18 protein-coding genes and 1 tRNA gene are annotated in these 17,067 nt (G+C 65.1%); 17 read left to right on the forward strand and 2 right to left on the reverse strand.

Annotation, left to right across the window (positions count from 1 at the left end; translation table 11 throughout):
- Positions 1–112 precede the first annotated feature (112 nt).
- From NZU74_11070 to NZU74_11090, 5 genes are all read left to right on the forward strand, one after another.
- Complete coding sequence (locus tag NZU74_11070; protein MCS6881865.1) at positions 113–496, forward strand: hypothetical protein; 384 nt, start codon at positions 113–115, stop codon at positions 494–496.
- Between the two features lie 119 nt (positions 497–615).
- A complete protein-coding gene (locus tag NZU74_11075; GenBank protein ID MCS6881866.1) occupies positions 616–1,119 on the forward strand; it encodes a copper chaperone PCu(A)C in 504 nt (167 codons plus the stop codon).
- Between the two features lie 113 nt (positions 1,120–1,232).
- Positions 1,233–1,844 carry an SCO family protein gene (locus NZU74_11080; protein ID MCS6881867.1) on the forward strand — a complete coding sequence of 204 codons (612 nt, stop codon included), beginning with the start codon at positions 1,233–1,235 and terminating at the stop codon, positions 1,842–1,844.
- A gap of 29 nt (positions 1,845–1,873) precedes the next feature.
- Positions 1,874–2,386: a FixH family protein gene (locus NZU74_11085; GenBank protein MCS6881868.1), complete on the forward strand. Its 513-nt coding sequence runs from the start codon at positions 1,874–1,876 to the stop codon at positions 2,384–2,386.
- 138 nt (positions 2,387–2,524) lie between these two features.
- Positions 2,525–3,205, forward strand: a complete 681-nt coding sequence (locus NZU74_11090) for a hypothetical protein (GenBank protein MCS6881869.1) — start codon at positions 2,525–2,527, stop codon at positions 3,203–3,205.
- An 18-nt stretch (positions 3,206–3,223) separates the two neighbouring features.
- Here the strand turns inward: NZU74_11090 and NZU74_11095 are convergent, their stop codons facing one another.
- Positions 3,224–3,889 (reverse strand): TIGR04282 family arsenosugar biosynthesis glycosyltransferase, encoded by a 666-nt coding sequence (locus NZU74_11095; GenBank protein MCS6881870.1) that lies wholly within the window; start codon positions 3,887–3,889, stop codon positions 3,224–3,226.
- A 154-nt stretch (positions 3,890–4,043) separates the two neighbouring features.
- Here NZU74_11095 and NZU74_11100 point away from each other — a divergent pair.
- The 7 genes from NZU74_11100 (at position 4,044) to NZU74_11130 (ending at position 11,357) form a co-directional block, all read left to right on the forward strand.
- Positions 4,044–4,118 (forward strand) — tRNA-Cys (locus NZU74_11100).
- A gap of 421 nt (positions 4,119–4,539) precedes the next feature.
- Positions 4,540–5,571, forward strand: a complete 1,032-nt coding sequence (locus NZU74_11105; protein ID MCS6881871.1) for a GDP-mannose 4,6-dehydratase — start codon at positions 4,540–4,542, stop codon at positions 5,569–5,571.
- Entirely contained in the window at positions 5,571–6,737 is a 1,167-nt protein-coding gene (locus tag NZU74_11110) for a glycosyltransferase family 4 protein (protein MCS6881872.1), read from the forward strand. The genes NZU74_11105 and NZU74_11110 overlap by 1 nt, the downstream gene beginning before the upstream one ends.
- Before the next feature lie 185 nt (positions 6,738–6,922).
- Complete coding sequence (locus NZU74_11115) at positions 6,923–7,723, forward strand: class I SAM-dependent methyltransferase (GenBank protein ID MCS6881873.1); 801 nt, start codon at positions 6,923–6,925, stop codon at positions 7,721–7,723.
- Positions 7,724–8,156: 433 nt separating this feature from the next.
- Positions 8,157–8,834, forward strand: a complete 678-nt coding sequence (locus tag NZU74_11120) for a response regulator transcription factor (GenBank protein ID MCS6881874.1) — start codon at positions 8,157–8,159, stop codon at positions 8,832–8,834.
- A 225-nt stretch (positions 8,835–9,059) separates the two neighbouring features.
- Positions 9,060–9,968 (forward strand): hypothetical protein, encoded by a 909-nt coding sequence (locus NZU74_11125; GenBank protein MCS6881875.1) that lies wholly within the window; start codon positions 9,060–9,062, stop codon positions 9,966–9,968.
- 171 nt (positions 9,969–10,139) lie between these two features.
- Positions 10,140–11,357 (forward strand): AAA family ATPase, encoded by a 1,218-nt coding sequence (locus NZU74_11130; protein ID MCS6881876.1) that lies wholly within the window; start codon positions 10,140–10,142, stop codon positions 11,355–11,357.
- 64 nt (positions 11,358–11,421) lie between these two features.
- Here NZU74_11130 and NZU74_11135 read toward each other — a convergent pair whose 3' ends face one another.
- Positions 11,422–11,757: a DUF4177 domain-containing protein gene (locus NZU74_11135; GenBank protein MCS6881877.1), complete on the reverse strand. Its 336-nt coding sequence runs from the start codon at positions 11,755–11,757 to the stop codon at positions 11,422–11,424.
- Between the two features lie 392 nt (positions 11,758–12,149).
- On the opposite strand from NZU74_11135, the gene NZU74_11140 reads away from it, so the two are divergent.
- The 5 genes from NZU74_11140 to NZU74_11160 all read left to right on the forward strand — a co-directional run bounded on the left by NZU74_11140 (position 12,150) and on the right by NZU74_11160 (position 16,980).
- Entirely contained in the window at positions 12,150–12,833 is a 684-nt protein-coding gene (locus tag NZU74_11140) for a MarR family transcriptional regulator (GenBank protein MCS6881878.1), read from the forward strand.
- 259 nt (positions 12,834–13,092) lie between these two features.
- On the forward strand, positions 13,093–13,872 hold the full coding sequence (sufC, locus tag NZU74_11145) for a Fe-S cluster assembly ATPase SufC (GenBank protein MCS6881879.1): 780 nt from the start codon (positions 13,093–13,095) through the stop codon (positions 13,870–13,872).
- A 24-nt stretch (positions 13,873–13,896) separates the two neighbouring features.
- A complete protein-coding gene (gene sufD, locus NZU74_11150) occupies positions 13,897–15,102 on the forward strand; it encodes a Fe-S cluster assembly protein SufD (protein ID MCS6881880.1) in 1,206 nt (401 codons plus the stop codon).
- A 235-nt stretch (positions 15,103–15,337) separates the two neighbouring features.
- Positions 15,338–16,576: a cysteine desulfurase gene (locus NZU74_11155; GenBank protein ID MCS6881881.1), complete on the forward strand. Its 1,239-nt coding sequence runs from the start codon at positions 15,338–15,340 to the stop codon at positions 16,574–16,576.
- 8 nt (positions 16,577–16,584) lie between these two features.
- The gene (locus NZU74_11160; GenBank protein ID MCS6881882.1) at positions 16,585–16,980 is read left to right on the forward strand and encodes an SUF system NifU family Fe-S cluster assembly protein; all 396 of its coding nucleotides are present in this window, start codon (positions 16,585–16,587) and stop codon (positions 16,978–16,980) included.
- Positions 16,981–17,067: the final 87 nt, after the last annotated feature.

Genomic DNA, 17,067 nt, shown 5'->3' on the forward strand with positions numbered 1-17,067 from the left:
GTGAAGCAATCTCAACTTGAGCGCGGCGGCGCGATCTGGTATAGTCCCATTTGTGATGGATGCCACGCAGATAGGGGAAGGAACTGTTCGCCGCCGCGCCGTATCGCTCTGCATGCCCGGCCGTATCGCCTGGAGCAGGAGTGCAGCCTGGCGCTGGCTGCCGCGCGCCCTCGGCCTGCTGATCGCCCTTGAACTGGGCCTGCTCGCGCCCCTCACCTGCGTGTTCCACTGCTTCCTGGCGGCGCGCGGGGAACGACCGGCAATCGCCTGGTTCCTCTGCGGCGCGCACCACCCGCCGGCGGCGACGATCGCCGACGCCGACGCGCCCGCGGCAGGCTCGCCCAGAGCCTTCTTCGAACTGCTTCCCCCGGCGCCGCCGCTGCTGCCCCTGGCTGGCCTGCTGACGCTTATCGCCGTCCTGAGCCTTGCTCGAGGTTATGTTCCGCCCTTCCTGTCACCGCCGACACCTCCACCGCGTTCTGTGTTCCCCAGGTAGTACAGAGGCAATCCGGAGGATTGCCCCACCCCGCAGGCAGAGGGTGGGGGAACCTTGTGTCTCGCAAGTTTACGACAGCAAGCGGATTAACCGCATTTTATACCTGGAGGACACGAATTATGCGAGTGACAAACGTGCTCGTGCTCATACTGGTGGGCGTGGCCCTGCTGGCTGGTTGTGGCGCGTCGGCGCCTCAGATTTCCGTCAACGAACCCTGGGTGCGCGCCGCCAAGATGACCGGGATGGATGCCCAGGGCGGGATGAGCGGCCATGGCAGTCACGGTGGCACCGATATGACGCCTCCGAGTGGCACCAGCGCCGCCTACATGGTGCTGGTCAATCGGGGCGGCGCAGGCGACCGGCTTGTCTCTGCCAGCACCGATGTTGCCGAAGTGGTCGAGTTGCACGAGACCAAAATGGTGGATAATGTGATGCAGATGGCGCCGGTCACCGGCGGCATCCCCGTCCCCGCGAATGGCCAGGTCGAATTGAAGCCCGGCGGCCTCCACGTGATGCTGATCGGATTGAAGCGTGATCTGGCCGCGGGCGAGACCGTCCGGCTGACGCTGAAGTTCGAACGCGCCGGCGAGGTGACGGTGGACGCTCCGGTGCGGATGCCTTGAGGTGGGCACAGGCCCCGTGAAGCGCATGTGGGACAACCCTCCGGGTTGCATGTGGGACAACCCGGAGGGTCGTCCCATAATCTGGCTACTTCATAACCGATTGGAAAAAAACTATGCCTCGTCTGGGATTGTTCTCGATTGCATTGATCCTGGCCCTCCTGAGCGGTTGTGCTCGACCCGCGCCCGGCCCCGCGCCCGAGTCTTCGGTCCAGCAGGGAACGCGCATCGAACCGCCGACGCAACTGAGCGATTTCACCCTGCCCAGCAGCCTGGGCCGCGATCTGAGCCTTAGCGAGTTGCGCGGCAAGCCCCTCCTGCTCTTCTTCGGCTACACCTTCTGCCCCGATGTCTGTCCGATGACCCTCTCGGAGATGAAACGGGTGAAGGCCGATCTTGGCGCTGATAGCGAACAGTTGCAGGTGGTGTTCATCAGCGTGGATGGGGCGCGGGATACCCCTGAGGTGCTGGCACGGCATCTGGCGGCCTTCGATCCGACGTTCATCGGTCTGCAGGGCGACGATGCCACCCTGCGGCGGATCGGCCCGGAGTACGGGCTGTACTACAAGCGCAACACGCCCGAAGGCACCAGCGCCGCCTACCTGGTAGACCACAGCTCGGCGACTTATCTGATTGACGCCGAGGGGCGCCTGCGCGTCGTATATAGCTTCGGCACGCCCCCTGAGGTGATCGCGGCAGACGTTCGCGCGTTGTTGAAGGAAGGTTGACCGTGCGCGCGGGAAGACTCCCGGCGCCCATGCCGGGACGTGATGTTCATCGTCACAGGGCTGACCGGCCGCTCAAGGAGCGCCGGTCGTGGCCGGGGCGGGGCGCCTGGCGCTCGCTGATGTTTCTCGTGGCTCTGGCGGCGGCGCTCCTGGCCGGCGCCTGTGGCGGGGGCAGCCTGCCGCCGCTCGCCCCTGACCAGGTGCGCGCCCAGCAGACAGTCAATGGCCTTACCATCACCCTGGACACGCAGCGCGATCCGCAGATCAACCAGCCCCAGCGCTTCCGTGTAACGCTCACCGACCGGCTGGGTCGCCCCCTCGACGGGGCCAGCGTTTACCTGGACCTGGACATGAACATGATCTGCCTCAGCGGCGCGCAGCCGCTGGCCACACCCGTGGGGCCGGGCCAGTACGAGGCCCGTTCGGTCTACCAGATGCCCGGGGAGTGGGAGATCACCGTGTACGCCCAGGTGAACGGCGAAACCCGCCAAGCCCTGTTCCGTATTCACGTGGCCGACCCTGACGGGTCGCCGCTGGGGTAAGCGGGGGCGCAGGGCAAGCCGGTTGCCCCGGGTGCAAATCAAGAGAGTTCCTGGGGAGGCCTTGCCCTCCCGAACCCTCACCGGGCAGAGGCCCGTGCGACCTGGTTGCCCCGTGGGTGTCAGGTCCAGAGGTGCGCGATGCAAAACCAGAGGTCAAAACGCGAGATGGCCGAGCGACTGGAGGGGCGTCTCGGATTGAGCACCGAGCAGTGGTTGAAGGTGATCGAAACCCTTTCAGCCATCCTGCTCTCGCTGGCGGCGCTGGGAACCTCCTGGAGCGGCTATCAGGCCGGCCTGTGGAACGGGCAGATGGCGACGCGCTATAACCAGGCAGGCGCGCTGCGCGTCGAGTCGGTCAGAAACAGCGGGATAGCCAGCCGCAACGTCCAGCTTGACGTGCAGTTGTTCACCGACTGGCTCGAGGCCGTCGCCGCGAAGAATCAGGCGCTGGCGGATTTCTACCGGACGCGCTTCCGGCCCGAGTTCGTGCCGGCCTTTGAGGCGTGGCTGGCCAGTCGCCCCCTCGAGAACCCGCAGGCCGCCTCCAGCCCGTTCGAAATGCCGGAGTACCGGCTCGCCGCTCAGGAGGAAGCCAACCGGCTGGAACGCGAAGCTGGCGAAATGTTCGACCAGGGCATCGCCGCCAACCAGACCGCTGACCGGTACGTGCTTAACACGGTGATCCTGGCCCTGGTGCTCTTCTTCAGCGGCCTGGTCTCGAACTTCAAGCTCCTCTTCGTGCGCATAACGCTCATCGCGATCGCAATGGCGCTGCTCACCTATGGGGTGAGCAGGCTGCTGGTATATCCGGTGCTTTGAGAGCCGCCGAAGGACGGGTCAATGTTCCGCGAACGTTGCCAGCCACGCTCTGGTGTGCGGCGCAACTGTCGGAGAGGCAGCGGCCAGTTCGATACGCAGCCGCGCCAGGTCGGCGGGGGTGTCCACGTCGTACCAGCCAGGTAACAGCGCGACGCGGAGATCCAGTTCGGCGGCGATCGCCAGGGTGTCGCGCAGCACCGTGGGCGTGCTCATTGTCACCTCGCGCAGCAAGCGCGAGTGAGGGCGATGCATGCCGATCAGATAGTAGCCGCCGTCATCGCTGGGGCCGAACACCAGATCGTGCGCGCCAAGGAGTGCAAACGCGCGATTGACGTAAGCCGCGGGCAGGGTGGGAATGTCGGAGCCGATCAGCACGGCGGCGCCGGGGCCGGCGCCCAGAACCGTGGCGAAGCAGCGCTCCATACGCTCGCCGAGGTCGGCGCCCTGTTGGGGCAGCAGGGCGAAATCAGGGGCCAGCGCCGCAAAGTAGCTGGCGGCCTCCACAGGCTGGTAGACGACCACCCGTGACGAGGCCGGGACCTGACGGGCCAGCGCCAGGGTGTCGCGCAGGAAGCAGGCGTACAGCTCCGCCGCCGCGGCATGGCTCAGGGGAGGGCACAGGCGGGTCTTGGTCTGGCCGGCGACGGGTTGTTTGGCGAAGATCAGCAGGGTCTGGCGCATCATTACGGGTACGTGTTCAGATTTACTGCAGAGCGCGCAAGGATTGTTGGAACCCTCCGCGCCCTCTGCGGTGCGAACATGTTCGGTAGATGCAATATTAGCTATTACGGTCGCAGTTGCGGCCCGAGCGGCGCTGTGCTAGAATAAAGCTGTTACTGGCGACGTAGCAAAGTGGTAATGCAGCGGTCTGCAAAACCGCCATTCGCGGGTTCGATTCCCGCCGTCGCCTCCAATCGGTTCGCCCCGCCGCCACGCGGGGCGTTTTACGTTCCGGCGCGCCTTGTCAGCCGCTGCGCGCGTCAGTATAATGCCGGAGTCTGTAGAGGGGTTCGGAGCAACCGGCTTTGCCCATGCCCCTGCCTGTGAGTAGTCTGTAAAGTAAGTTTCCTGGCCTTTCGGCCCCCCTCCCAATCTCCCCCCGTTGGGGGGGAGCAGCCGGACCCCTCCCCCGGCGGGGGAGGATTGGGGAGGGGGCGGGGTATAGCGAAAAACTTTGTTTACAAACTAGTGAGAGCGCCGGGCGCAACTCTCTCTCCGGGTTGCGCCCCGGACAAGGAAGGCGCCCGGCATCCCTGTCTGACGGAATGAGCCGGGAAGGTGTCATCCTCCCGGTAAACCTCCTTCCGAGGCGCCTGACGAGTGAAGAGCGAACTATGCGGATCTTAATCACCGGCGGCGCCGGGTTCATCGGAAGCAATCTGGCCTATCGCCTGTTGATGCGCGGGCACCGCGTGACGGTGTTCGATAACCTCTCGCGGCCTTGTACGCCCCATAATCTCGACTGGCTCGAACGGTTCGCCGACGACGCGCCCGGTGCGCTCGATTTTATCCGCGGCGATGTGCGCGATGCGCGGGCGGTGATGCTTGCCGCCGCCGATGCCGAGGCCATCATCCACCTGGCCAGCCAGGTCGCTGTCACCACTTCGGTGCTCGATCCGCGCACCGATTTTGAGATCAATGCCCTGGGCACCTTCAACGTCCTCGAAGCCGCCCGCCGCGCCCCGGCGCGCCCGGCGGTGCTCTACGCCTCGACCAATAAGGTCTATGGCGCGATGTCCGACCTGGCGATTGTTGAAGAAGAGACCCGCTACCGCTACCGCGACCTGCCCTACGGGGTGCCCGAAACCTATCCGGTGGATTTCTATTCGCCCTATGGCTGCTCCAAGGGCGCTGGAGACCAGTATGTGCGCGATTATCACCGCATCTACGGTCTGCCCACGGTGGTCTTTCGCCAGTCGGCGATCTACGGCCCGCGCCAGTTCGGCGTGGAGGATCAGGGCTGGGCGGCGCACTTCGTCATTGCCGCCCAGACCGGCCGCCCGATTGTCATCTACGGCGATGGCAAGCAGGTGCGGGACATGCTTTACATTGACGATCTGGTGGATCTCTACGAACTGGCGCTCGACCGCATCGAAACCATCGCCGGGCAGATCTACAATGTCGGCGGCGGCCCGGAGCATACCCTCTCGATCTGGGCCGAGTTTCAGCCGTTGTTGAGCCGCCTGGCCGGCCGTCAGGTCGAGGCCGCCCGCTTCGGCGAATGGCGGCCCGGCGATCAGCGCGTCTGCGTGCTCGACATTCGCAAGGTTGAGCGCGATCTGGGCTGGCGCCCTCGCGTCGGTCTCGAAGAGGGCATGCAGCGTCTCTGGAAATGGGTCGCGGAGCATCGCGAGTTGTTCCGGTAATGCGAATCCTCTGCGCCCTTACCTACTACCGTCCCTACATCAGCGGCCTGACGATCTACGTCCAGCGTCTGGCGACCGCACTGGCCCGTCGCGGCCACGCGGTGACCGTGCTCACCTCGCAGTACGATCCCAGTCTGCCCCTTACCGAGTGGATGGACGGGGTGCGCGTCGTGCGCGCCCCGGTGGTGGCGCGGGTGAGCAAGGGCGTGATCATGCCCACCTTCGGCTGGCTGGCCACCTCGCTGGTGTGGAACCACGATGTGATGAGCCTGCACCTGCCCCAGTTCGACGCGCCCGGCCTGGCCCTGCGCGGGCGCCTCTTCCGCCAGCCGGTCGTGCTCACCTACCACAGCGACCTGCAACTGCCCTTCAGCATGCTCAACACCGTCGCCAACAAGGTGGTGGACGCCGCCAACCTCGCCGCTGGCGTCCTGGCGACGCGGATCGTCGCCTACACCCAGGATTTCGCCGACCACTCGCCCTACCTGCGGCGCTTCCGCGAGAAGATCGTCGTCATCCCGCCCCCCGTGGAGGTGGCCGAGGCCACGCCTGAGGAGATCGCCGCCTTTCGCGAACGCTGGAACCTGCGCCGCCCGGTCATTGGCATGGCCGCCCGGCTCGCCGCCGAGAAGGGCGTCGAGGTGCTGCTCAAGGCCCTGCCCCGCGTCCTGGAGGTTTACCCTGAGACGCGGGTGCTCTTCGCCGGCCCCCACGAGAACGTCCTCGGCGAAGAGGCCTATGCCCAGCGCCTCGCGCCCGAGTTCGCCCGCTTCAGCCGCCACTGGACCTTTCTGGGCACGCTCGGCCCGCGCGAGATGGCCGCCTTCTTCCCCAACCTTGACGTGATCGTGGTGCCCTCATTAAACTCCACCGAGACCTTCGGCCTGGTGCAGGTGGAGGCCATGCTCTGCGGCACCCCGTCGATCGCCAGCGCCCTGCCCGGCGTGCGGCAGCCGGTGCACCAGACAGGGATGGGCGAAGTGGTGCCTGTCGGTGACAGCGACGCCCTGGCCGCGGCCATCCTGCGGGTGATCGAGTTGCGCGAGCGCTACGTGCGCCCGCGGGCCGAAATCGCCGCGAAGTTCTCCACCGAGCGGACCGCTGAGGCCTATGAACAGCTCTTTGAAACGCTGCGGAGGCGTGGCTCGAAAGGCGTGTCCCCCTAGGGTATGGTTCAGATCCGATTGTTTCAGCCTGACCGTATACGTTCACGTAACCGGTCTGTAGAGGTGTGGAGGTGTAGAGGTGTGGAGGTGTGGAGCGGGCGGGCACTCCACTATGGATCATACCATGCCATTGCGCTACACGTCTACAGCTCCACAGCTCTACAGCTCCACATGACATGGCACCCATGCGCCCAGCCTCCCCACCGCGGGACTACCTGCGGCCCCACCTGCTGACCCTGCCCGTTCACCGGGCCATGATCCGGTCGGTTGAGGCGCGCCTGTTGGCCGAACTGGCGCCCGATCTGCCCGAGCCGATCCTCGACCTCGGCAGCGGTGACGGCGCCTTCGTGCAGATCGCCCTTCCCGGCAAGACTATCTTCGGCATCGATCCGCTGCTGGCCGACACGCGCGAGGCTCGCGCGCGGGGCGTCTACGCCGGGCTGAGCGTCGCCAGCGGCGCGGCCCTGCCCTTCCCCGACCACTGCTTCGCCAGCGCCATCTCCAACTGTGTGCTGGAGCACATCATTCCCCTCGACGCCACCCTCGCCGAGACGGCGCGGGTGCTGCGGCCCGGGGGACTCTTCGTGGCCTCGGTGGTGGGCAACCGCTTCTCCGAGGAGCTGCTCGGCGTCTGGGTGCTCAACCGCCTGGGCCTGGACGGATCGCGCTACGGGCGCTGGTTCAACCGCATCTCCTACCATTTTAATACGTTGAGCGCAGACGAGTGGCGCGCGCGTTTCGAGCGGGCCGGCTTCGAGGTGCTTGCCTGGCGCCCCTACCTTAGCGCCGCCGCTCTGAAGCTCTTCGACCTCAGTCACTACTACGGCGCTCCCTCGTTGCTCACCCGCTGGCTCACCGGGCGCTGGCTGCTGGCCCCGCCCTTCACCCCCAACCTGCTCTGGGAGCCGCTGCTACGGCGCATCTATGACGCTCCGCCCGGCGACGACGGGCCGTACTACTTCTTTGTGCTGCGGAAAAGGGGGTAGGGGGAGGGTGGGAAAACCAGGTTTCCCCACCCCCCTGCCCCTAAGGGGAGGGTCTGGGAGGGCTTTGCCCTCCCAGGAAATCTCGTTCTCCCGCTCCCCCGGCGCGGCGCCGGTTACGGCCCGGTTCGCGAAGCGCCTATACTGAACCGTGTTGCGTTTATGCTGATGTTTTCGCAGTTTTTTGCATGCGAAACCAACTATGGTCGCTGGCGACCTGTTTGAGCATCCACCATGGGTCGTTGCGCCACGGCCCCCGCTTTCCCTCCCGCCAGGGAGAGGCCACTGACGCTCTTGTTTCAGCAGCGTTTACAGTCGCAGCGACTGGCGTAAACGTCACGTATTGGCTCTCATTATGGCGCGCCGAAAACATCAGTGAATACCAATAACAATCCGCAATCCAAAATCCGAAATTCAAAATCCAGGAGGTTCTGCTATGCCCGACGCCCCGCCCGCGCCACCGTCTTCCATGCCCCTGCGCGTGCTCATCGTAGACGATCACGACCTTGCCCGAGCGGGGTTGCGCGCGTTGCTCGCCGCGGAGCCGGGGATCGTCGTGGTTGGCGAGGCCAGCAATGGCCCGCAGGCCCTCGAACTCTGCCACCGCGAACGGCCTGATGTCGTGCTCCTCGATGTGCGCATGCCCGGGATGGACGGCCTGGCCACCGCCCGGGCGCTGAAACTGGCCCATCCCCACATCCAGATGCTGATGGTCACGTTGTACGCCAATCCTGAGTACATGCTCGAGGCCTTTCGGGCCGGCGCGGCGGGCTATGTGCTCAAGCACGCCTCCCGCGACGAGCTGGTGGAGGCTATCCAGCGCGCTGGCCGCGGTGAAAAGCTGCTGACCCAGAACCTGCTTATCCAGGCCCTGAAGCAGTTGGGCGCCATGCCCGCGCCGGCCCCTGCGGGCCTGGCGGACCGGCTGACGCCACGCGAGCTGGAGGTGCTGCGCCTGCTGGCTCAGGGGCGCACCAACCGCCAGATCGGCCAGTGCCTGGGGATCAGCGCGGGCACGGCCAAGAACCACGTTGAACGCATTCTTGCCAAGCTCCGCGCCGCCGACCGCACCCAGGCCGCCGCCCGCGCGGCGGAACTGGGGTTGCTGCAGTGAAGATGGGGAAACCCGGGTTTCCCTGCGCATAACCCGGAGGGTGGCGCTACGGTCCATTTCCAGACCGGCAGGGGGGTGGAGAAACCAGGGTTTTCCCACCCATCCCTCGAAGTCATTGCCTGGCAGTCCGTCCTCGCCCTCCCCCGCTGCGCCAGCGGCGGGGAAGGGTGAGGACAGCCCCCCGCGCCACCGTCAAACTGTTATAATGACCCTAGGAGGGCCATTATGACAGACATGACCGAAACTACCGACGATGTGACCGCGCTGGTTTCCGAGGGGAATGCAGCGCTGATCGCCGGAGACACCTATACCGCGCGCCAGCGTTTTCGCGCCGCGCTGGAGCGCGATCCCCGCCGGGTGGACGCGCTGATCGGCATGGCCGGCAGCGTGCGCCCCTACCGCGAGAAGCGCGAGCACCTGCTGCGCGCCCTGGAGATTGACCCCGACAACGAGCACGCCCGCGCCGTGCTGGAACAGGTCGAGGCGCGCCTGGCCGCAGGCGAGGTGCTGGCCCCCGGCGGCGTCCGCGAGCGCGAGCCGCAACCTGCCCCCGCGCCCGAAGCGCCTCCGGCGCCGCCGTCTGAGGCGACCGTCGCTCCGGCTGCAACCCGGTTCTGCTATCTGCACCCTGACCGCGAGACCGGCCTGCGCTGCACCAGTTGCGATCGGCCCATCTGCGCCGATTGTGTGCGCCCCGCCGCTGTGGGCCAGCTCTGCCCTGAATGCGCCAGAGCCCGGCGGCCGGTCAACTACCAGGTCTCTGCTGTCGAGAGCGCCATCGCTGGCGCCACGACCGTGGTGTACAGCATCCTGGTCTCGACCCTCGCTTTCCTGCTTCTGAGCGGCATTGGCTTCTTTGGCTTGCTCGTCGCCTTGCTGCTGGGGCCGGTGGCCGGCGACCTGCTGGTGCGCCTGACCGACCGCTTCACCCGCGGCAAGCGCGGCCAACTGATGCAGTTGACCGTGGGCATTGCCTATGTCGCGGGCTTTCTGTTCATGTTGAGCGGTCTGGCCGTGGCTATGATTGGAGTGCTCTCGCCGGGGGTCATCGGGGCGCTGTTCATCGGAATGCCGCTTGGCCTGCACCTGTTTAACATCATTACGATTGTGTCCGCCGTCATGCGCCTGCGCTGAGGGACATCGCCCCACCCCATAAGGCCGAAGCACAGGCGCAGCCAATGCTTCGGCCTTACTCCACCTCCGAGGCTACGGTATCGTACACACGGCATGCTACAATCGTGGCATGGAAATGCCTGAGGAGCGCCAGATCCACTGGCGCCGCGCCACCAGTTCCGAAGAGGCGGTATGACAGAGAAACACCGGGGTATGACGCGGGCGGTGCGGGGCAACGCCAACCCGCTGGATGCGGTAGAGCGCCGTTTGCGCGAACAGATCTTTGGCCAGGAACGAGCCATCGAGAGTGTGATCCGCGTGCTGAACCGCGCGCGTTTTGGCTTTTCGGCGGGTAATCCCCGTCGTCCTCGCGCCACGCTGTTGTTCCTCGGTCCAACCGGCGTGGGCAAGACGGCCACGGCACGCGCCCTGGCCCAACTGCTCCGGCCCGACGGCGAGGCGTTCCTGAAGATTGATTGCTCGCTCTTTAGCCAGGGCCATGAGGTGAGCGCCCTGGTTGGCGCCCCTCCCAGCTACGTCGGGCGCGACCAGAAGCCGTTGCTCAACCCGGAGATCATTGAACAGGAAAATAGCGTTGTTCTCTTCGACGAGATTGAAAAGGGCCAGCCAGAACTGTGGAACCTGCTGCTCCAGGTGATGGAAGATGGCGAGATCTTGCTGCTCAACGGCGGTCGCCGCGTGAGCTTCCATAATAGCATCGTCGTTTTTACCACCAACGTTGGCGCCAAAGAGATGGTGGATTATCTCGACCGCCGCACGATTGGCTTTCGCACCCCCCACGGCGATGTTGAGGCCACGGGTCAGCAGATCTATCAGATTGGCTTTGAAGCGCTGCAGAAGGTCTTTCAGCCGGAGTGGATCAACCGCCTGGATGAGATTATCGCCTTCCGCCCGCTCTCCAGCGATGTGCTGCGGCAGGTGCTCGACCGGATGCTGCGCGAGTGCAACGAGCAGTATCTGCGCCAGGCCGTTCAGGTGAGCGTTACCGCCGAGGCGCGCGAGTATCTGCTGAGCAAGGGCTTTGACTCCCGCTTTGGCGCCCGTCCGCTGCGCCAGCAACTGCTCAAGTTGATTGACGCTCCCCTGGCCGATCTGATCGCCTCCGGCGGCATCCCCGCCGGCAGCCATGTGGTGGTTGACTACACTGGCGTGGATAGGCACGGCGAGGCGCTGGAGTTTTTCTACGAAGCGGCGCCCCATCTTCTGCGCCAGGCTGAGGAACTGCGCATGCAGGAGGTTGGCCGGCTCCATATCGCCCCCAGTGACGGCCCGCAGCCTCCCAGCATCAGCCTGACGAACGAGAAGGCAAACACCGCCGAGGGCGGCGCCGGTCCCTTTGCCGCTCGCGGCCCGCGGGTTCATCCCCGCCGACACGAGGGTCGTTCGTAAAACGCGGAAACCTACGGATCGGAGAGGGTCTGGGAGGGCCATGCCCTCCCAGAAACGTTTCGGGCTACAACGACACCACCTGCGGCCCGACGCCTCCTTCATGCGGCGGCGCTGGAGGCGGCGTCTGGCCCTCCGGCTGCATCACCGCTTCGCCGCGCACGACCGAGAGATCCGGCTCGGCGTTGCCCTCCAGAGGGCGCTTAAAGATCAGGTAGACTCGCCCCGGCATCGTGTGCTGCACGCCGCTCAGTTCCCACCCATCGGCGCCGAGGGTGTTGAGAAAGCGCCGCCCGAACGCGCTGCGCCGCTCGCCCTTCTCCGGGCGCGTCTCGCGCCCCTCCACCGAGACACGCTCCCACCGCTCGACAAAGGCGACTTTGTATTCCCACTTCGTGCTCATCTGTTCCTCCTCGTCTCCTGCGGGTTACCCGGGCAGCCGGGCCGCGGCAACCGGCGCCGCCGCCCGGGCGCTCCCTGTGGGCGTCATGGGGTGAGTGTAGCACGGAGAACCGGTGCGTTCACGGGCCATTTGACCGGGTTGCGAGCGGCCACCTACCTGCCAGTTCTTCCGGGTTGCAAAGTATGGGAAACCCGGTTTTCCCATGCCCCTGCCAGTCTGCCAGCGAACGGCAACCCAACCTTCCAGGTTGCGCCCGGAATGCGCGAGGGCATCTCCCATGCCCTCTCGGGTGCAACGCGCCCTCGATGAATAAACAAAGTATTTTCCTTTTTTATTGACAAAACCTCTAAACGCTGGTAGACTATACCCCAGTAGTTCGGAGGATTGCGACTATGCTTGTGATCGGCTACTCCGCCAGCAGTGCAGCCGGACAGATCTTGCAGCATCTTCAGCGCGCTGGCGAGGCCACGGTCAAAGACCTGGCCGCTCTCCTCGGCGTTAGCACCACCGCTGCGCGCGACCATCTCATCCATCTCCAGGCCGAAGGCCTGGTGACGGTGCGCGCCGAGCGCCATGGCCCTGGCCGGCCCCGCCTGGTCTACACCCTCAGCGACGAGGCGCGCAGTCGCTTCCCCAAACAGTATGATCGTCTGATCACCGGCCTGCTCCGCGAGTTGATCGCCCTGGAGGGGCCGGACAAAGTCGAACTGTTGCTCGAACGTGTCAGCCGGCGCCTCGCCGAGGAGTACGCCGATCGCATGGCTGGCACTGAGGTCAGGGAGCGGCTGAACGAGTTGCGCCGTCTGCTCGAGCAGCGCGGCGTGCCCGCCGAGGTGGCCGAGGGCGGCGATGGCATCCGTCTCTTCGCCTGCCCGTTCTACGATGTGGCCCAGGATCACCCCCAGGTCTGCTCAATGGAGCGCCAGATGATTGAATATGCCCTGGGTGAGAAACTGGCTTTGGAGAGCACCATTCGCGAAGGCGCCCATACCTGCCGCTTCGTGCTAAAGAGCGGGGACATTCCCCTGACCCCCGCGCGCGCCGCTGATCCCGTGGGCGCGCAGGACGAAGGGTAATGGGATTTTGGATTTTGGATTTTGGATTTTGGATTGCTGTATGTGGCTGTAGGGTCTCGGTGATACATGGCGATGATGCGCCGCGTTATTTCCTTTTACAGGAATTAAGGTTGCGGGGAGGGCTTGCCCTTGAGCGTGGCGGGCCGCTCTTGCAAGGAGGGTTGCAGGGAAAGCTTGCCCTCCCTGAGAAACATCCTCCCACCCTATGGCATCCGGAAACTCAGGTTCAGGCACTCAACGAAGAAACATAGAGGAGCACATGAGCAACGACCTGGTCATCAAGGATCTGTATGCGCAGATCGGCGACAAGGAGATCCTCAAGGGGGTCAACCTGACCGTTCAGGGCGGCACCATCCACGCCATCATGGGTCCCAACGGCAGTGGCAAGAGCACGCTGGCCAGCGTGATTGCCGGCCACCCCGCCTACGAGGTCACCGGCGGCGAGATCTGGTACAAGGGCCAGAACATTCTTGAATTGGAACCTGATGAGCGCAGTAAGCTCGGACTGTTCCTGGCCTTTCAGTACCCGGTGTCGGTGCCGGGGGTGACGGTCGCTAACTTCCTGCGCGCCGCGATCAACGCCCACCGGGCCGAGGAGGGCAAGGACCCCAAGGAGACCGCCATTCCCGTGGCCGAGTTCCGCAAGCAATTGCGCGAAGGGATGAAGCTGCTCGAAATGGACGAGAGCTTCGCCCGGCGCTACCTGAACGAGGGCTTCAGCGGCGGCGAGAAGAAGCGCCTGGAGATCCTCCAGATGACCATGCTCAAGCCCAGTATGGCGATTATGGACGAAACCGACTCGGGCCTCGATATTGACGCGCTGCGCATCGTCGCCGAGGGTGTCAACCGCCTGGCCGGGCCGGAGATGGGCGTTCTGGTGATCACCCACTACCAGCGGCTGCTTAACTACATCAAGCCTCAGTTCGTCTCGGTGATGATGGATGGGCGCATTGTGCGCGAAGGCGGCCCCGAGCTGGCGCTCGAACTGGAAGAGAAGGGCTACGACTGGCTGCGCGAGGAGCTGGCGGGAACGGCGTGATGAGTTGAAGGGCCAGAAAGACCTATGACATCGCTTACCCTGAAAGAACTGAGCGCCGATGCCATCGCCGCCATCTCGCGGCAGCGCGGTGAACCGGCCTGGCTCACCGAGCGCCGGAGTCAGGCCTGGAGCTTCTTCGCCCAGGCCGGCCCGCCGGAGTGGCGCCGCACCGACCTCAGCGGCCTGCGCCCCGAAGAACTGGCGCCAACTGCTGGCACTGCCCTCACCCTGGAGTGGGACGAGGCGCTCGCCGGGCAGGGCGTGACGCTCAAGCCGCTGGGCGCGGCGCTGGCCAGCCACGCCGAATTGATCGAGGCGCGGATGGACGCCGCGGTGGCTCCGCTGGAGCATAAGTTCAGCGCCATGCGCGCCGCCCTGTGGCAGGACGGGGTCCTGCTCCATGTACCGAAGAATATAGCCGCTGAGAAGCCCATCCGCGTGCGCTACGGTCTGCCCGCCGGCAGCCGCACGACCTTCCCTCGCACGCTGGTGATCGTCGAGGATAACGCTCAGGTGACGCTGATCGAGGAGTTCATCTCCGATGATCAGCCCGACACGGCCCTGGCCGCTCCGGTCACCGAGATCTTCGCTGGTCCCGGCAGCCGCGTGCGCTTCGTCAGCATCCAGCGCTGGGGCGATGGCGTGTACCATATTGGCGGGCAGAAGGTCGTTCTTGAGCGCGACGCCGACCTGGAGTGGACCAGCGTGGCTATCGGCGCGAAGGTGCAGCACATCGAGGCGGAGACCACGCTGAAGGGAGACGGCTCGCGGGTCAACTGGCTGGGGGCTACCTTCGCCGGTGACGCGCAACGGTTGCTTATCGCGCCCTGGCTGCGGCATATTGGCCATCACGCCGAGAGCTACATGGAGTTCCGCACGGTGGTCAACGATACGGGGTATTCGATCTTTGACGGAATGATCAAGATCGAGCGCGAGTCGACCGGCACCAGCACGCGGCTGGAGGAGCACGCTCTGCACCTTAACCCCGGCGCCCGCAACGACTCGATCCCCGGCCTCAAGATTGACACTAACAACGTGCTCAAGGGCGGTCACGCCTCCACCAGCGGCGATGTGGACGAGGAGCAACTCTTCTACATGCAGTCCCGCGGCATCAGCAGGACTGAGGCCAAGCGCATGATCGTCATGGGCTTCTTCGGCCCGGCCTTCGACACCATTCCCGTCGAGGCGCTGCGCGCGGAGCTGGAGGCGGCCATCGAGGCCAGGATCTGAGCTGAACTTCGAGAGGTCCCGGGAGGGTACGGGTCTCGTCGCTCCCGCCCCCTCCCCAACCCTCCCCCGCCGGGGGAGAGAACCTTGCTCCTCCCCCAACGGTGGGAGGGTGGGAGGAGGGTGGATCGGTACAGGACCCTGACGGAAGCATGGCTCTTTTGCAATCATCTCTCATCGTGGCGCGCGGATCGCTAATCGGCGCGCCGCCCGGCCCGTACCGGCTAGCAGGCTCGCTATGTCTATTCTCTCCCAGTTTGACGTGCTCGCCATCCGGCGCGAGTTTCCCATCCTTCAGCAGGAGGTTAACGGCAAGCTCGTGGCTTTCCTCGACAGCGCCGCCTCCTCGCAGAAGCCGCGCCAGGTGATTGACTGCCTTGAAGACTTCTACCGGCGCTACAACGCCAACGTGCACCGGGGCATCTACAAGTTCAGCGAAGAGGCCACCTTCGCCTACGAGCGGTCCCGCGGCAAGGTGGCGCGCTTCATCGGCGCCGCTTCGCCGCGCGAGCTGGTCTTTACGCGCAACGCGACCGAGGCGGTCAACCTGGTGGCTCGCGCCTGGGGCGATGCTACTCTGCGTCCTGGCGACCGCATCCTGCTCACGCTGATGGAGCACCATTCCAATATCGTCCCCTGGCAGATGCTTGCTGAGCGTGTGGGCGCGAAGCTCGATTACCTGAACCTCGACAGCGAGGGCCGCCTGGCGCTGGAGGAACTGGACGCGAAGCTCACCGAGCGCACTCGCCTGGTGGCGGTGACGCACCAGTCAAATGTACTGGGCACGATCAACCCGGTGACCTATCTGGCCCGGCGCGCCCATGCCGTCGGCGCGAAGCTGCTGGTGGACGGAGCGCAGAGCGTGCCGCACATGCCGGTGAACGTGCAGGAACTGGAGTGTGACTTCCTGGTCTTCAGCGGCCATAAGATGTGCGGCCCGACCGGCATCGGCGGGCTGTGGGCGCGCCGCGAGATCCTCGAAGCCATGCCGCCCTTCCTCGGCGGCGGCTCGATGATCAAGGTAGTGGAACTCGACCACAGCACCTACGCCGATGTGCCGGCGCGCTTCGAGGCCGGGACGCCGGCGATCGCCGAGGCGATCGCCCTGGGTGAAGCGGTGGACTTCCTCAACCGCGTGGGGATGCAGGCCATTCGCCGGCACGAGCTTGAATTGCTGGGTTACGCCCTGGGGCGTCTGGCCGAGGTGTCGGGGCTGACCATTCACGGTCCGCACAGCACCGATCAGCGTGGCGGGGTGATCAGCTTCACCCTGGCAGGCGTGCATCCTCACGATGTGGCCGCGGTGCTTGACAGCGAAGGCGTTGCGGTGCGTGCGGGGCACCACTGCGCCCAGCCGCTTCACCGCCATCTTGATGTTCCAGCCACCACCAGGGCCAGTTTCTACATCTATAATACAGCGGAGGAGATTGACCGGCTGGTCGCGGGCCTGGAGAAGGCGAAGCGCCTGTTCGCCTGAGGTGTGGAATGGAAGATATCTATCGCGAGCAGATCCTCGAGCATGCCCGCTATCCCCGCAACTACGGCACGCTCGAACACCCGACCATCAGCCACGAGGAGTACAACCCCCTCTGTGGCGACCGGGTGCGCATTGATCTGCTGATTGAAGATGGGGTGATCGCCGATGTGCGCTTCAGCGGCAAGGGCTGCGCCATCAGCCAGGCTTCGGCCTCGATGCTCACCGACGAGATCAAAGGCATGAACGTTGAAAGGGCCAGAGCCTTCAGCAAAGACGATCTGCTTATGCTGATCGGCATTCCGCTTAATAAAAATCCCACCCGTCTCAAGTGCGCCCTTCTCGCGCTCAAGGCGCTCAAGGCCGGGCTGTACGGAGTGGGGTCGGTGGATGTTGATGACGCGTAGGGCCGAAGCAACAGCTACGCCGCTGCTTCGGTCCTACCGGGGCGTGACATATGACAATCAGCCGGTGCGCGCCGAACAATGGATAAT

Source organism: Chloroflexaceae bacterium (genome assembly GCA_025057155.1).
In the GTDB taxonomy this organism is placed as follows: domain Bacteria; phylum Chloroflexota; class Chloroflexia; order Chloroflexales; family Chloroflexaceae; genus JACAEO01.

What these genes read in the sequence shown, in the direction of transcription:
- NZU74_11120 (MCS6881874.1), top strand. Translation starts at nt 8,157, where the DNA reads ATGCCCGACGCCCCGCCCGCGCCACCGTCTTCCATGCCCCTGCGCGTG.
- NZU74_11070 (MCS6881865.1), top strand. Translation starts at nt 113, where the DNA reads ATGCCCGGCCGTATCGCCTGGAGCAGGAGTGCAGCCTGGCGCTGGCTG.
- sufD (MCS6881880.1), top strand. Translation starts at nt 13,897, where the DNA reads ATGACATCGCTTACCCTGAAAGAACTGAGCGCCGATGCCATCGCCGCC.
- NZU74_11155 (MCS6881881.1), top strand. Translation starts at nt 15,338, where the DNA reads ATGTCTATTCTCTCCCAGTTTGACGTGCTCGCCATCCGGCGCGAGTTT.
- NZU74_11095 (MCS6881870.1), bottom strand. Translation starts at nt 3,889, where the DNA reads ATGATGCGCCAGACCCTGCTGATCTTCGCCAAACAACCCGTCGCCGGC.
- sufC (MCS6881879.1), top strand. Translation starts at nt 13,093, where the DNA reads ATGAGCAACGACCTGGTCATCAAGGATCTGTATGCGCAGATCGGCGAC.
- NZU74_11130 (MCS6881876.1), top strand. Translation starts at nt 10,140, where the DNA reads ATGACAGAGAAACACCGGGGTATGACGCGGGCGGTGCGGGGCAACGCC.
- NZU74_11110 (MCS6881872.1), top strand. Translation starts at nt 5,571, where the DNA reads ATGCGAATCCTCTGCGCCCTTACCTACTACCGTCCCTACATCAGCGGC.
- NZU74_11075 (MCS6881866.1), top strand. Translation starts at nt 616, where the DNA reads ATGCGAGTGACAAACGTGCTCGTGCTCATACTGGTGGGCGTGGCCCTG.
- NZU74_11140 (MCS6881878.1), top strand. Translation starts at nt 12,150, where the DNA reads ATGCTTGTGATCGGCTACTCCGCCAGCAGTGCAGCCGGACAGATCTTG.
- NZU74_11085 (MCS6881868.1), top strand. Translation starts at nt 1,874, where the DNA reads ATGCCGGGACGTGATGTTCATCGTCACAGGGCTGACCGGCCGCTCAAG.
- NZU74_11115 (MCS6881873.1), top strand. Translation starts at nt 6,923, where the DNA reads ATGCGCCCAGCCTCCCCACCGCGGGACTACCTGCGGCCCCACCTGCTG.
- NZU74_11160 (MCS6881882.1), top strand. Translation starts at nt 16,585, where the DNA reads ATGGAAGATATCTATCGCGAGCAGATCCTCGAGCATGCCCGCTATCCC.
- NZU74_11080 (MCS6881867.1), top strand. Translation starts at nt 1,233, where the DNA reads ATGCCTCGTCTGGGATTGTTCTCGATTGCATTGATCCTGGCCCTCCTG.
- NZU74_11125 (MCS6881875.1), top strand. Translation starts at nt 9,060, where the DNA reads ATGACAGACATGACCGAAACTACCGACGATGTGACCGCGCTGGTTTCC.
- NZU74_11105 (MCS6881871.1), top strand. Translation starts at nt 4,540, where the DNA reads ATGCGGATCTTAATCACCGGCGGCGCCGGGTTCATCGGAAGCAATCTG.
- NZU74_11135 (MCS6881877.1), bottom strand. Translation starts at nt 11,757, where the DNA reads ATGAGCACGAAGTGGGAATACAAAGTCGCCTTTGTCGAGCGGTGGGAG.
- NZU74_11090 (MCS6881869.1), top strand. Translation starts at nt 2,525, where the DNA reads ATGCAAAACCAGAGGTCAAAACGCGAGATGGCCGAGCGACTGGAGGGG.